At 46.4% G+C, this 14,365-nt stretch carries 10 protein-coding genes and 1 pseudogene; 9 read left to right on the plus strand and 2 right to left on the minus strand.

Annotated elements, in window-relative coordinates; all coding sequences use genetic code 11:
• Positions 1–58 precede the first annotated feature (58 nt).
• Positions 59–1,810 carry a sigma-54-dependent Fis family transcriptional regulator gene (locus AC58UU_RS28745; protein ID WP_497320678.1) on the minus strand — a complete coding sequence of 584 codons (1,752 nt, stop codon included), beginning with the start codon at positions 1,808–1,810 and terminating at the stop codon, positions 59–61.
• Positions 1,811–2,049: 239 nt separating this feature from the next.
• Between AC58UU_RS28745 and adh the strand changes: the two genes are divergently transcribed.
• The 5 genes from adh (at position 2,050) to AC58UU_RS28770 (ending at position 6,631) form a co-directional block, all read left to right on the plus strand.
• Positions 2,050–3,570, plus strand: coding sequence for an aldehyde dehydrogenase (gene adh, locus AC58UU_RS28750; protein ID WP_497320680.1), 1,521 nt, complete (start codon positions 2,050–2,052; stop codon positions 3,568–3,570).
• Between the two features lie 12 nt (positions 3,571–3,582).
• On the plus strand, positions 3,583–3,948 hold the full coding sequence (locus AC58UU_RS28755) for a DUF779 domain-containing protein (RefSeq protein WP_497320681.1): 366 nt from the start codon (positions 3,583–3,585) through the stop codon (positions 3,946–3,948).
• A gap of 550 nt (positions 3,949–4,498) precedes the next feature.
• A complete protein-coding gene (locus tag AC58UU_RS28760) occupies positions 4,499–5,695 on the plus strand; it encodes an Alp7A family actin-like protein (RefSeq protein ID WP_497320683.1) in 1,197 nt (398 codons plus the stop codon).
• Positions 5,692–6,138: a hypothetical protein gene (locus AC58UU_RS28765; RefSeq protein ID WP_497320685.1), complete on the plus strand. Its 447-nt coding sequence runs from the start codon at positions 5,692–5,694 to the stop codon at positions 6,136–6,138. Before AC58UU_RS28760 ends, AC58UU_RS28765 begins: the two co-directional genes overlap by 4 nt.
• A gap of 34 nt (positions 6,139–6,172) precedes the next feature.
• A complete protein-coding gene (locus AC58UU_RS28770; protein WP_497320686.1) occupies positions 6,173–6,631 on the plus strand; it encodes a hypothetical protein in 459 nt (152 codons plus the stop codon).
• A 194-nt stretch (positions 6,632–6,825) separates the two neighbouring features.
• Here the strand turns inward: AC58UU_RS28770 and AC58UU_RS28775 are convergent.
• Positions 6,826–8,376 (minus strand): annotated as a pseudogene (locus AC58UU_RS28775) (catalase); the annotation flags it as partial.
• 166 nt (positions 8,377–8,542) lie between these two features.
• Here AC58UU_RS28775 and AC58UU_RS28780 point away from each other — a divergent pair.
• The 4 genes from AC58UU_RS28780 (at position 8,543) to AC58UU_RS28795 (ending at position 14,043) form a co-directional block, all read left to right on the plus strand.
• Positions 8,543–9,532 carry a sugar-binding protein gene (locus AC58UU_RS28780; protein ID WP_497320688.1) on the plus strand — a complete coding sequence of 330 codons (990 nt, stop codon included), beginning with the start codon at positions 8,543–8,545 and terminating at the stop codon, positions 9,530–9,532.
• Positions 9,529–10,992: a sensor histidine kinase gene (locus AC58UU_RS28785; RefSeq protein WP_497320689.1), complete on the plus strand. Its 1,464-nt coding sequence runs from the start codon at positions 9,529–9,531 to the stop codon at positions 10,990–10,992. Before AC58UU_RS28780 ends, AC58UU_RS28785 begins: the two co-directional genes overlap by 4 nt.
• Positions 10,967–12,337, plus strand: coding sequence for an AraC family transcriptional regulator (locus AC58UU_RS28790; RefSeq protein ID WP_497320691.1), 1,371 nt, complete (start codon positions 10,967–10,969; stop codon positions 12,335–12,337). The genes AC58UU_RS28785 and AC58UU_RS28790 overlap by 26 nt, the downstream gene beginning before the upstream one ends.
• Before the next feature lie 254 nt (positions 12,338–12,591).
• Entirely contained in the window at positions 12,592–14,043 is a 1,452-nt protein-coding gene (locus AC58UU_RS28795) for a sugar porter family MFS transporter (protein WP_497320692.1), read from the plus strand.
• Positions 14,044–14,365: the final 322 nt, after the last annotated feature.

Here is a 14,365-nt window from a genome sequence, read left to right on the forward strand (position 1 = left end):
GATGAAAAAAACACCCAATCTCAAAGAGATAGGGTGCTAGGTTTATAAAAATATATCGTTAAAATAACGTTATGCCGTACTCCTCAATTTTACGATATAGCGTCGTTCTTCCAATTTTCAATTGTCCGGCTGCCTTGCTAAGGTTCCATTCCGAGGCCTTCAGCGCCTTCTTGATCGCCGTGATTTCCGCGTCCTTCAATGTGAGTGGATGATCTTTGCCTGATCCTGCTTGCACAGCCTCATCGGATTCTTCGAACGATAGATGCTCAGCGTCAATCGCCTGTCCTCCAGCTAGGAAGACCGCTTGCATAAGAATGCCGTTAAGCTCCCGTATATTGCCCGGCCAGCTGTAGGCTAACAGCTTTTGCTGCGCTGCTTCCGTTATGAAGGGACAGGGCAAAGCATGCTTTTGGAGTAAATGCACGGCTAATGTCAAAATATCGCTTCTTTCTCGTAAGGACGGCAGCGTAATATGTATCCCTTTCAACCGGTAATACAGATCGGCCCGAAATCGGCCCGCCTTAATCTCCGTGGCCAAGTCCTTATTCGTTGCTGCAATGACTCTAATGTCAATTGCTTTGCTCTTCGCGCTTCCTACCGGAGTAATTATGCCCTCCTGGAGTACTCTTAATAAAGCAGCCTGCGCACGAAGAGGCATGTCGCCTATCTCATCGAGAAAGATAGTACCCTTGTGCGCGGCCTCGAATTTCCCGGCATTGCCGTCTTTGTTCGCTCCCGTGAAAGCGCCGCGAGCATATCCGAACAATTCACTCTCGATCAGGCTGTCCGGGATGGCGCTGCAATTCAGTGCAATGAAAGGCTCCGCCGACCGGGTGCTAGAGGTATGAATGGATTGCGCGAACAATTCTTTCCCCACACCGCTTTCACCCAATAACAAGACAGGAAAATCAGTCGCAGCCGCCTTCTTGGCCAGTTCTTTCTTCTGTATGATGGTAGGACACGTGCCGACAATATCTCTAAACGCATACAAATGCTGCTCGTTTGCCGCATGCTTCTGAATGGAGACGGACTGCCACAGCTTCTGATGCTCATTATGAATCGTTTCGACCGAAAAGCCTTCCAACTTCGTAAACACTTTGCCAATTGCGTCACTCCCAACAATGCGGATGGCGGCATGATTAGCACGAAGGATGCGGTTATCCCGGCTTAGAGAGAGCAGCGGTAAAGGATGATTTTGTGAGGAATGCTCGAGTTCTCTGAGGGTAATGAGATGCTCCTTCTTCGACTCTTCCAGCAGAATTTTGTTCTGCAGGGAAAGGGCTGCCATACAGGCAAGTGTATATGTATAGGCGTGATAATTCTCTTGTTTGCCGCTAATATTGATGATACCAATCAGCTCGCCGATTGAATTGAAGACGGGTGCCGAGGCGCAGGTCAAGAAGTGATTGGAGTTGAAATAATGCTCTTCGGCATGCACGCGTACGGGTTTTTTCTCTGCGAGGGCGACACCAATGGCATTTGTTCCTTTTCTTCTCTCGGCCCAATTTGCTCCTACTTGCAGCTGAACCGCTAACGCCCGGCGGGAGAAATCGATATCTCCGACCGTGTGAATAATGGTTCCCTCCGAATCGATAAGCAGCGCCATCTGGCCGGATTGCTTGATGCCTGTGTGCATTTGCTCGAATATTTGCTCCGTGTAATGTATGGTTTGCTCGTTTTGCCTTAATAGAGATTGAATGTGGCTTCCGGTTAAGATGTCATCGTCAATGGGGTCGGTGGGCATTAAACCAAGTTCGTGACAGCGCTTCCAAGATGACGCCGCCGATTCTGATAAAAAGCTATTTTCCACGGATAGCAAAAATAAACACCTCCATTGCAATCGGTTTCCTAACCCGATCATATCATAGTTGCTTTTATTAATGGAGTGCTGAAAGAAAGAATGTCCCAAAATGGAACACTTCCGTTGTTTCAGAGCGGAACAAAAACTAGTAAGCACTCCTCATATTGCCTTATTGGACGGCTTTCAATATGTTGGCACGATCCTTGCTTATATATTTCACGTATTCCATTTTAAGGAGGCTGAGCTAAATGATTTATGCACAACCTGGACAAAACGGATCAAAGGTTACATTTAAAAAACGGTACGAAAATTTTATCGGAGGACAGTGGACTGCGCCCATTAAGGGCCAATACTTTGACAATCCTTCACCTGTAAATAACCGCGTTTTCTGCGAGGTTCCACGCTCATCTTCAGAGGATATCGAGCTGGCTTTAGATGCTGCGCATGCTGCAAAGGACGCATGGGGGCGCACGTCCGTTGCGGAGCGTGCCGTCATTTTAAATAAAATTGCCGATCGCATGGAAGCGAATTTGGAAATGCTCGCGGTTGCCGAAACCTGGGATAATGGGAAGCCGGTTCGGGAAACGCTTGCGGCTGATCTGCCACTGGCAATTGATCATTTTCGCTATTTTGCAGGATGCATTCGCGCCCAGGAGGGCTCGCTCAGCCAATTGGATGACAATATGGTGGCTTACCATTTTAATGAGCCTCTTGGCGTCGTCGGTCAGATTATACCGTGGAACTTTCCATTGCTTATGGCAACATGGAAGCTTGCTCCGGCACTTGCGGCCGGAAATGCGGTCGTTCTGAAGCCCGCTGAGCAAACGCCGGCATCCATACTGGTGCTGATAGAGCTCATCCAAGATTTGCTGCCGCCGGGTGTTCTTAATATCGTCAACGGCTTCGGACTTGAAGCCGGCAAACCGCTTGCCTCGAGCAGCCGGATCGCGAAAATCGCCTTTACCGGCGAGACGACGACAGGCCGCTTAATTATGCAGTATGCTTCGCAAAACCTGATACCGGTCACCTTGGAGCTGGGTGGCAAGTCGCCGAACATTTTCTTTGAGGATGTGGTCGCACGTGATGACGCTTTCTTCAATAAAGCGCTCGAAGGCTTTGCGATGTTCGCTCTGAATCAAGGGGAAGTTTGTACCAGCCCATCACGCGCATTAATTCAGGAATCGATTTATGATCAATTTATGGAAAGAGCCTTGAAGCGAGTCGCTGCCATCAAACAGGGCAACCCTCTGGACACGGATACGATGATTGGCGCACAAGCCTCTACCGAGCAGGTTGAGAAAATTATGAGCTATATCCATATCGGTGCAGAGGAAGGTGCTGAATGTCTGATCGGCGGAGGTCGAGCAAAGGTGGAAGGAGATATTTCCGAAGGCTACTACATTCAGCCGACAGTTCTGAAGGGGCATAACAAAATGAGAATCTTCCAAGAGGAGATTTTCGGACCGGTTCTTTCCGTTACGACGTTCAAGGATCAGGAAGAGGCGCTGGCGATCGCGAATGACACGCTCTATGGTCTTGGCTCCGGCGTATGGACGCGCGACATGAACACGGCCTACCGGATGGGGCGCAGCATTCAAGCCGGCCGCGTATGGACGAATTGCTACCATGCGTATCCTGCCCATGCGGCTTTCGGCGGCTATAAGAGCTCGGGCATTGGCCGTGAGAATCACAAAATGATGCTCTCCCATTACCAGCAAACCAAAAATCTACTCGTCAGCTACAGCCCCGACGCACTGGGCTTCTTCTAAGAGAGCCGAACGATGACGATAGAAGTGAGCAAGGTTGTTGCTACCGATGCCGCTCTAGAGCTAATCGAAATCGTAAAGGCCAAGCATGGCCCTGTCATGTTCCATCAATCCGGCGGCTGCTGCGATGGCAGCTCTCCGATGTGCTACGCGCAAGGGGAGTTCTTTATCGGCGACAGCGACGTATGGCTAGGGGATATAGGCGGCGCACCCTTCTATATGAGCAAGTCGCAATACGATTATTGGAAGAATACGATGCTCATCATCGATGTGGTGCCCGGTAGAGGCGGGATGTTCTCGCTTGAGGGGCCGGAAGGGCGACGTTTTCTGACTCGCTCGAGGATGTTCTCGGATGAGGAGCGGCGTGTGTTGGGTCTCTAAGTTTTTTTATAGGATTGAATCAAAACCCTGTTTTCTTCCTTGACGAAGGGAGCAGGGTTTTTGGGCTGCCGGAAACCTTTCACAAGAAAGGCTCCTCCCAAATTGTACAACGTGCAACAATTTCTTTGATTTCTTCCTGGCAAGCTAAGGAGGTTGTACAACATTTTAGCCTCTTTCATATGCTTTAGAGCTACTTTTTGCTGGAATTGTTGTATTTTTTGCAACATTCGCGTGGAAATGGTGTTATTTGTTTGCCAAAAGTTGTACAAAATACAAGAGTCCCCGGACAAGCAAACGAATGTCTAAACCTTTACTAAAGACCATAAACAAAGTTTAAACTTTACATTTAAATCTTAAACTTTAAAGTTTAAATCTTAACGTTTAAATCGTACAGTTTAAAGCTTTAATTTTGAATCTTAAACTTTAAACTTTAAAGTTCATTCCAACTACCTGCTAAAAATACCAATTACTCCAAACACCCTCTCAATTGGCCATAGTTACGCGAATCTTTATATAAACTCAAATAAGGCCACCGGAGAGGGGAATAGACTTGACAAAGAACGAAGTCTTAACCACTACCATCACGCTGTCAATTGATAATGGCAGCAGTCACGTTAAAGTGATTTACGACCATTTGGACAATAACTTTATTTTCCCTAATGTGCTAGCACAACCGTTTGGTGAACGATTTCTTTTGATGGAACAAGGTGATCCCTTGGATTTTCTTGACGTACAGATTACATCGCCTTCGATTGAGAGCGATCAGTACCGACATGTTTACGTGGGTAACTTAGCGATCGGTGACGAAGGGATTATTCATGAAATAGTAGGGGATAAAGCGGTGCAAAAGAAGGCCCAGAGACCGGAAACGATGGTGACTCTCCTTACGGCTGCGGCGTATGCCATTGCCAAGAAACATGAGGATGCCATCAAGCGGGGGAAAAAGCGGATTAAAGCCGCTGTCAACTTGGGTACGGGTCTGCCTATACGTGAAATAACGAAATTCCGCGAGGAATTTGCTCATAAGATTACAGGAGGCGTTCATTCCGTTACATTTGGGACGACCCCCGTATTTAAAGGGATAACGGTGGAAATGGAATTTTCGCTTCCTACCGATATCAGCATAGACGATGTATCCGGTGTTTACGATCTTGAGGCCACTTCCAAATCGCATCTATCCCACAAAGGCTTCGGCATTGCGGATGTAGGTGGTGTTGACATGGACATTGCGTTCTTCAAAGCCGGTCTCGATCTGGATCAGCGGCACTCTACCGGCGCTAAGATCTACCTCAATGATGCATTAGAGAGCATTCGCAACGAGGTTAACTCGCAAGGCGAGGAATTGATCGCAAGCACGGCGGAATTGACCCTCATGCTGGTCAACAAAGAGTATGAGATTTATGCGGAGGGTAAGGTTGTGTTTGACATGACAAGCCTAATTAATCGGCATATGCGCATATTAGCGGAGAAAGTGCTGAAATACGCCCGCAACTCTTGGAAGCATGTTCGCTACGCCAACGAATTTTGGTTTATCGGCGGTGGAGCGGTCGTTTTGCAGCCTTGGATTGAGAAATTAAACGCCGAGCTGGGCTTGCCCATTAAGTTTGATACCGTGGAACACAGCCAATTCCGAAACGTGCGAGGCACCTTTCTTATGCTTGACCACGCGCTGAAACATGAGGACGAAACTGCAGCGGCCAGTGTTGATTCTAAAGGAGTATCCGAGAGCAGGAGCGGTTCGGATTGAAAAAGCGGAGATCCACCGTTTACGTTCGTTCAGGTAAGGATGTTACCCTGTATATTCCGTCAGATACTCCGACAGAGGTCATCGACTATTTAAACCAATTGAAAATGGAAGGCATTTTCAGTCAAGGAATCATGGATATCTTGACAAGATATGTTCGTGAAGAGCAATCGAATAAGCGACCGGTTGTAGAATTATTTCCCGGGAAAGAAATGGTCTCGGACATGGATGATACCGTTTCTCTAGTAGACAGCTATAGTGACATGGAGTCGGCAGAGCCTATTGAACCTGCTCATGATGCGAATGATGATTTCAACCAGCCAATGAAAGAGATCCCGGGTGCCAATGATCAGAAAAAATTCAGCTTGGCGCAAATATTCCGGCAATCTCGGCACAATTCGGGAAAGCTAGTACAACCCTCGGATCATGGCAACAATAATGAGTAGGTGAACTCCATGATAATGAAAAGGAGGACATCAGATGGACAACGGACAAGCTAAGGACGCAGCGCGTCATTTTAATCTTTCAGATGAAGTTTTTCACCATCCCGGTATGGATATTTATACACAAATGACCTTTATCGTCTTGAAATGTTTTTCTTCGGAATCGAACATGCCAGGATTATCTGATATCGCTAAGCTCGGTCGCATGAATATCAAGCAGGCGACCAAATCTTTGCAGCAACTCGTGGAGCTGAGAATTGTCTCGCACAAAATATTCCGCCGTATGGTTGGAGATTTCCAAGATGATCGACTTTCATGGGCTGCTAAGGGCTTGCTTACGTTTTGCAAAGAGAACCCGAACATCGACCTAGACGATCTAGTGGAACTATCCAGTGAATCGGGCGAGGATGAACATAGCATACGAAAGGCTCTTAAGGAATTGAGCGAATATGGGTACTTGGAAGAGTATCCTGTATGGAGCAGAATCGCTAACTAAGGTATAGATGACATAAGAATCAACTAAAAGGCATCCAGTCTAGGATGCCTTTTTATCGATTTCTCCTTTGAGATCAAATGAGCTCAATGGACGATATCTCTGAGGATAGCGAGGGAAACGAAAAAGTGACCGAAAGGCTGTGGGCCTTACCGGTCATTTCCTGAAACAAGTGTTTCGTCTTTATTTATTAATATTTAATATCCATCTGTTCGTTTTCCTGAGTTCTTGGCAATTTCAGCGCCATCTCTTTCAGTAGCGGAACCAAGGTGTGCCGAATCGACGTTAGCTTGAGCAAGACCTTCAGAAATACGTCGACCGTAATCAGAATCGGCATTCGTGAAATATTCGATCATTTTATTCTGGATAATGGGCTTACATATCTTCAGCGCATCTACTAAATTCGCAATTAATTCATCGCGTTCCCAATCTTCAAATTTGCGATAGGTATCTCCGGCTTGTTTGAAATCGTTGGTTCGGCTAATTTTTTCACGGACTAATTTGTCATTATACATTGGCTGATGTTCTTTACCGGAAGGAACCGCTTCTTGTAACCCGCCAAGCGAGGAGGGCTCGTAATTCACATGCGGATTCTGCCCGGGAGCTCGATCAACCATGATGGCCATTTGCCCATCTCGTTGGTTCGTGGCTACACGTGTTTTGGGGGCATTAATCGGCAGTTGAAGGTAGTTCGTTCCCACGCGGTATCGCTGGGTATCGGAGTAGGAGAATGTTCGGCCCTGGAGCAGCTTGTCATCGGAAAAATCAAGACCATCTACCAGAACCCCCGTACCGAAAGCGACCTGCTCGACTTCAGCAAAGTAATTTTCGGGGTTTTTATTCAGCACCATTTTGCCCACAGGTAAAAAAGGGAATTGTTCATGATCCCAAAGTTTAGTCGGATCAAGCGGGTCGAAGTCGAGCTCAGGATGCTCGTCATCACTCAAGATTTGAACACAGAGCTCCCACTCCGGGTACTCGCCACGCTCGATGGCTTCATACAAGTCTTGCGTGGCATGACTTACATTTTTACCCTGTATGCCTTCAGCTTCCTTTTGAGTCAGGTTCTTCATTCCTTGCTTCAGCGGTTCCCAGTGGTACTTGACTAATACGGCTTGCCCGTCTTGGTTGACCCATTTGTAGGTATTCACGCCAGACCCTTGCATTTGTCTATAGTTGGCTGGAATCCCCCATGGAGAGAAAAGGAATGTGATCATGTGAGTGGCCTCAGGAGAGTTCGATACAAAATCGAACATTTTCTCTGGGTTTTGCAGGTTGGTAACGGGGTCTGGTTTGAAGGCATGAACCATGTCCGGGAACTTCAACGGATCGCGAATAAAAAATATCTTCAAGTTGTTGCCGACTAAGTCCCAGTTACCGTCCTCGGTATAAAACTTTGTGGCGAATCCACGGGGATCGCGAAATGTTTCTGGAGAGTAATTGCCGTGAACGACTGTAGAAAATCGGACAAATACAGGGGTCTGTTTACCTGCCTCTTGAAAAAGCTTGGCCCGAGTATAGGTAGATATAGGATCATTCCCCACTTTGCCATAAGCCTCAAAATATCCATGGGCACCGGCACCGCGTGCATGTACAACACGTTCTGGAATGCGCTCCCGATCAAAATGGGATATTTTCTCGATGTAGTGGTAGTTTTCGAGCGTTGAAGGTCCTCTATTTCCAATTGTTCGTATGTTTTGATTATCTGAAATCGGATGACCTTGCCGATTCGTTAAGGTCATCTCTTGATTTTCTTTGTCCATTGTCTTCACTCATCCTTCCTTAAATTGTCAGTAGTACCTTTTGCCATGTATAGGAAAATTATTCATCATCGAATACTAAGCGTGATTTCCGTTTTATCTGCAGGCTCTGTATAATAAATCTATATTTTTTAGTAAACTTCGGGGGTGCTCCATGTCAAAGAAAAAGTGGACTGTGGGGCTGATAGGCATATTTCTTGTTTTCTGCTATTTTTTATTCCAGTTTTTATCTTCCACGCTTAAGATCGATCACCTGGTCGGGCAAATGGAACAGAGCAAGGTAGAGGATAAAGGTATCAAGCACGTTGTGCTTATAGCTCAAGAGATCGACAATCCATTCTGGAGAACGGTGGAGCTGGGAGCGAAAGATGCCGCGGCGCAGCTGGGTATGAAGATTGATTACATGGGACCGATTCGTATAAATCCTGCTGAACAAATGAATCTTCTAGAGAAATCGATTGCTGCCAAGCCGGATGCCATTATCGTGCAAGGGATAAAAGAGCAGCGCTACGATCTTCTAATTAGCAAGGCAATAGATCAAGGTATTCCCGTGATCACAGTAGATGCGGATGAGCCGGAGAGCCGGAGACTTGCCTACGTGGGAACAGATAATTGGGAAGCAGGCAAACGCATGGGAGAGCTTGTGGTGAAGGATGCTGGCGGTAAAGGCCGTATCGGTGTCATGATCGGTAGCGAATTGGCGGATAATCAACAGCTTCGTTTAGAGGGATTCCGTTCAATCATTCGAAATACACCTGGCTTTGAAATCGTAGCTGTCCGCTCATCGAATATTTCACGGATTCAAGCCGCTAAGCAGACAGAAGCTATGTTGAACCAATACGCAAATATTCAAACGATGGTGGGATTTAGCTCCTTAGATGCTGTTGGTATCGTGGAAGGACTGAAGGCAACCAATCGAGCAGATGTAAGCGTCTACGGATTTGATGACTTGGAGGAAACCAAGCAGGGTATCGCCCAAGGAGCAATCCTAGCGTCCATCGTTCAGCAGCCCAAAGAGATTGGATTCAAATCCGTTAATTTGCTAGCGGAAATTTTCAAAGGAGGTTCCATTCCAGTCCAGCACTTCACCACTACGGATATTCTGGATAGAAACCAATTGAAGTTAAGTGTGGGCAGCCCATGAATATACGCAGAATGCTATTTATTGTCATCCCAGTGCTTTTTATATTGAATAACGCGGTCGCTTATTTCATCTTTGAAAGCGGAAGAACGGTGCAGCAAAGCTATAATGTGATGCTGGATCGGGTATTATTGTACAAGCAAATTGCCGGACAAACGCAGGGAAATCTTCGTGCTCTGAATGTTTACTTAATGGATCGAACAGAGAACAGTCGCAAGGCATATATAAGTCAGAGGGATGAGCTCAATCTTCTGCGGGAAAGCTTGTCTGCACAGGGGACGACTATTCCAACTACTGATCTTACAGTCCGCAGCTATCGCAACATGATCGATACTTTTATAGGGCAAGAAGCGGGTGTAATAGATGCTTTAAATAGCCAAGGTTCTTTGGCTTATGTGGCTTTCTACGAAGAGGCTGAGCAGACAGCAGCGTTTATCCAAACAGAAGGACATCATCTTATTGATTTGGAACTGAGTTATTATCAACCCTTCTACAGACAAATTCTTATCCAAACAGAAGTTATGAATCACTGGGGAGTCGCTATCTTTGTCTTGAATACGCTGATAAGCGTCTTGTTTGCTTATTGGATCTCCCTAGGTATTACCCGACCGATCAAGCAGTTAGCCTTAACGGCTCAACAAATTTCAGACGGGAATTTGCAAGCTCTACCTCCTCAGATTAGTGAGCATAATGAGTTTGGTATGTTATCTAAAGCCTTTGGGCGCATGCAGGACAATTTAAAGGAACTTATTATGAAAGAGAAAGAAAGCTTGGAAAAGGACAAGCTGGTCAAAGAATTGGAGCTGGAAGTTTTGCAAAATCAGATCAACCCGCACTTTCTCTTTAATTCCTTGAATGTCATATCCAAGCTTGCTCTGCTCGAGGGTGCTGAGAAAACAAGCGATCTCACGGTATCCATGTCGAATCTTCTTCGGTATAATCTTCGGAAATTGGATCGTCCGGTGACGCTTAGGGATGAGGTTGAGCATGCCAAGGAGTACTTTACTATCCAACAGGCCCGCTTTCGTGACCGGATTCAGTTTGTAACAGAAATTGACGAGAGCGGACTGGACGTTTATGTTCCCATGCTAACCCTTCAACCGATACTTGAGAACGTCTTCGTCCACGGTATTGAGGGAATGGAAGTAGGGGCGAAGATTAAGCTGGTCATTGCATGCGGGCCTGATGAGGTAAGGGTTGCCATATCGGATAATGGGATCGGTATGAGCGAGGAGGTTCGTGAGTCTCTGCTTCACTTCGAATCGGAACCGCTGCTTGGCCAAGAAAAGGGACAATCAACGGGGTTAGGGACACGCAATGTGTTTAGACGACTTGAATTATTTTATGGAAAAAAGAATCTTGTAGATATTCACAGTGAGCCGGGCCGAGGGACGACTGTCCTCATCCGGATTCCTACTGCAGGAAAGGAGGATGGAGATGTATCGCCTACTGATCGCAGATGACGAAGCCTTAGAGAGAGAAGGCATTGAATGGATTGTGACCCGAATGATGCCGAATACCTTTGAAATTATTCATGCAGAGAATGGTCGCGTGGCTATTCAAAAGGCAGATGAATTTCGGCCGCATATCGTGCTGATGGATATTCGGATGCCGGGCATTCAAGGCCTTGAAGCGTTAAAGGAAATTAAGGCTCATAGTCCGCAGATCAAGATAGTTCTGGTTACAGCCTATGAACATTTTGAATACGCCAAAGAAGCCCTTTCCTTGGGAGTAAAAGAGTATCTGATCAAACCGGCTAAACGCGATCAAATCGTCGCACTTCTCCAGCGACTGGCAGCTGAAATAGATCAGGACCAAAGAAAGCGCGACGAGGAATTCGCAATGCGCGATAAGTACTTCCATCTGCTCCCGTTGGCAGAAACAGAAATGGCTCTGGTCTTTATGTCAGATCAAGTGAATGAAACCGAGGTGGGGTATCTGGCCGATATCCTCGAGCTTTCCATAGATAAAGGGTGTGCGCTTGTGCTCGCCCTGCCGGAACTCGGACATACCTCGGAACAGGAATTAGGCTTCGAAAAGAAAAAGCTTTACGATACGGTAAAAAACTTCGCCAAAGGATTTATCAAGAATAGGGTCGGTTGTGTGGTCAGTTCCATGGTCCATAGGCACATGGTCATCTTTCTTCTCGAGAAGGCGGAAATCAAGGATGAGGTATTGCGAGAGGAAGCTCATTTCCTAGGCGATAAGCTGGTCGAGACACTCTACCAACAGCGTAGTATAGACGCTAATGTAGGCATCGGGTCTGTTCAAATGGATATTGAAGGAATAAGGCGATCGTATTTTGAAGCCGTCTTCGCATCCACGTATCCCAAAAAGTGGGGTAACCTTTGCTCTTTTGAGGATCTGAAAATGCTCTCCCTAGAGGGAGAGCGTGAAACGGCTGATAAGTTTATTGCAGACAATGCTTCAGAACGTACTTATGTGGAATTGGCTATCAAACGAATCCGTGAGGAACGTGAACAGCGAACATGGAGTGTCCTAGACAACGCCATCACGTTCATTCAAGATAAATTTCGCGAGGAGCTTTCCCTTGAAGATGTGGCAGAGCATGTCCACTTGAATACGTATTATTTCAGTAAAGTATTCAAGCAGCAAACAGGTGAAACCTTCATTGATTATGTGACAAGGCTGCGGATCGAAAGGGCCAAAGAATTCATAAGGGACGGGCAATTCAGCTTAAAGGAAGTCTGCTATATGGTGGGTTATAAAGACCCTAATTATTTCAGTAGAGTATTTAAAAAGGTAACAGGGGAAACGCCTACTGAATACCGCAATCAGCTTTATTAAACTAAGGTTCATGCAGAGATGCATGGACTTTTTTGTTATTCCCGAACAAAAATATGCTAGTCTGCCGCCCTACATCCGACGGAGAATTGCAGGCATCAATATTATGCTTGTAAACAACAAATTAGTGAAGGGAATTGGCCCCTAGCGAGAACAAAGCGCATGGTATAATGAGTCTCGCATTAGACGGATTTACGATTTATTCATGATAAAAGACCCGCATAAAGGTGCGGATAAGTCAGAAGGGATAATCGCTTATGAGCTCACATATAAACAATCAAGACCAACAAGTAAGCATGAAGTTTGTCACACTAGTTTCGATGGTTGCCGCTTTGGGCGGTTTATTATTTGGATTTGATACAGCTGTTGTGTCGGGTGCAATCGGTTTTATGAAAGAACGTTTCGACCTAAGCCAGGTGGAAGTGGGTTGGGCGGTCTCCAGCTTAATCATTGGGTGTATCGTTGGAGCAGCAGGATCGGGTATGCTGGGGGACAGGTTCGGTCGGAAAAAAGTGCTGATTATAGCTGCGATCCTATTCATTATCGGGTCCATCGGATCTGCCATTCCAAATACGTTCACCGCTTATATTATTGCCCGGATTATTGGCGGACTTGGGATTGGTATTACCTCTACGCTATGTCCTCTTTATAACGCGGAAATAGCGCCTGCCAAGTATCGCGGCCGTCTTGTAGCCCTCAATCAGTTCGCAACGGTGACCGGTATCTTCCTCGTATATTTCATTAATATGGGCATTGCGGGGTATGGCGACGACGCGTGGGATATTTCATCAGCTTGGCGATGGATGTTTGGTTTCGGGGTTCTTCCGGGCTTGTTGTTCTTAATACTGCTTTTCTTTGTACCTGAAAGTCCGAGATGGTTGATCAAGCAGGGGAGAGCAGCAGAATCTCTTCCGATTTTACTTAAGATTCACGGCGACGAACTGGCCAGACAGGAAGTGCTGGATATCAAGGAATCGTTCCAACAGGAAAGCGGATCGATCCGCCAACTGTTCAGCCCAGCTTTACGGCTTGCTTTAATCGTAGGTGTGGGGCTAGCCGTTCTCCAGCAGGTTACGGGAATTAACGCGATTATGTACTATGCCCCGGAAATTTTTAAGGAAACGGGTGTTGGCACGAATGCTTCGCTGATTCAGACCATTCTGGTCGGTTTGATTAATTTCCTCTTCACCATTCTTGCAATATGGCTCATCGATAAAGTGGGACGCAAGGCTCTTTTACTCGTTGGATCTGCCTCAATGACAGTGTGCCTAGTCGTTATAGGCGCCGCCTTTCACACGGGACAACCTTCAGGGCCTTTGGTGCTAATCTTTATTTTACTGTACGTGGCTTCCTTTGCTGTATCGCTTGGGCCTGTCGTGTGGGTGATTATGTCCGAAATTTTCCCGAACCGTATTCGTGGAAAAGCAACGGCGATAGCTTCTATGGCGCTATGGACAGCGGATTATATCGTATCACAAACCTTTCCTCCGATGCTTGGTTCTGCAGGACCAGCGGTGACATTCTGGATTTTCGGTTTCATGTCCTTGCTTACTTTCTTTTTCACTTGGCGCCTTGTGCCCGAGACAAAGGGGAAATCGCTGGAGGAAATCGAAGCCTTGTGGTCTTCGAGAAAAGCTTCTAATTTGAATAAATCCAAAGAAGAAGAGGGCGTCCCATTTAGAACAATTCCTAATACACCCGAATCTTGAACCCACGTTGTGATGCGATATGGCGGTTGTCGAACCCCATTTACCATGAAAAGGAACGACGATTCGCTATTTTGAGCAAATGAGTGCTAAACAGACATCTCGCGGAACGAGAATACCTTATTTGTTCAAAAAACACGCTGTAGACGCAAAAATGGCCAAATAACGCCTCCTCGTTCCGCATGAACACGAATTTAAGCAAATCTCAGTGAAATAACGCCTCCTCGTTCCGTTTAGATGGCTGCTAATAGGAACGGGGCCCACCATGAAAAGAACCTCAACTCCACAAAAAGGAGCTCGAGGTTCTTTTTTACGTATCACATTT

This window comes from Paenibacillus sp. JT22N1, assembly GCF_059692155.1.

What these genes read in the sequence shown, in the direction of transcription:
- AC58UU_RS28785 (WP_497320689.1), top strand. Translation starts at nt 9,529, where the DNA reads ATGAATATACGCAGAATGCTATTTATTGTCATCCCAGTGCTTTTTATA.
- AC58UU_RS28755 (WP_497320681.1), top strand. Translation starts at nt 3,583, where the DNA reads ATGACGATAGAAGTGAGCAAGGTTGTTGCTACCGATGCCGCTCTAGAG.
- AC58UU_RS28780 (WP_497320688.1), top strand. Translation starts at nt 8,543, where the DNA reads ATGTCAAAGAAAAAGTGGACTGTGGGGCTGATAGGCATATTTCTTGTT.
- AC58UU_RS28770 (WP_497320686.1), top strand. Translation starts at nt 6,173, where the DNA reads ATGGACAACGGACAAGCTAAGGACGCAGCGCGTCATTTTAATCTTTCA.
- AC58UU_RS28790 (WP_497320691.1), top strand. Translation starts at nt 10,967, where the DNA reads ATGTATCGCCTACTGATCGCAGATGACGAAGCCTTAGAGAGAGAAGGC.
- adh (WP_497320680.1), top strand. Translation starts at nt 2,050, where the DNA reads ATGATTTATGCACAACCTGGACAAAACGGATCAAAGGTTACATTTAAA.
- AC58UU_RS28795 (WP_497320692.1), top strand. Translation starts at nt 12,592, where the DNA reads ATGAGCTCACATATAAACAATCAAGACCAACAAGTAAGCATGAAGTTT.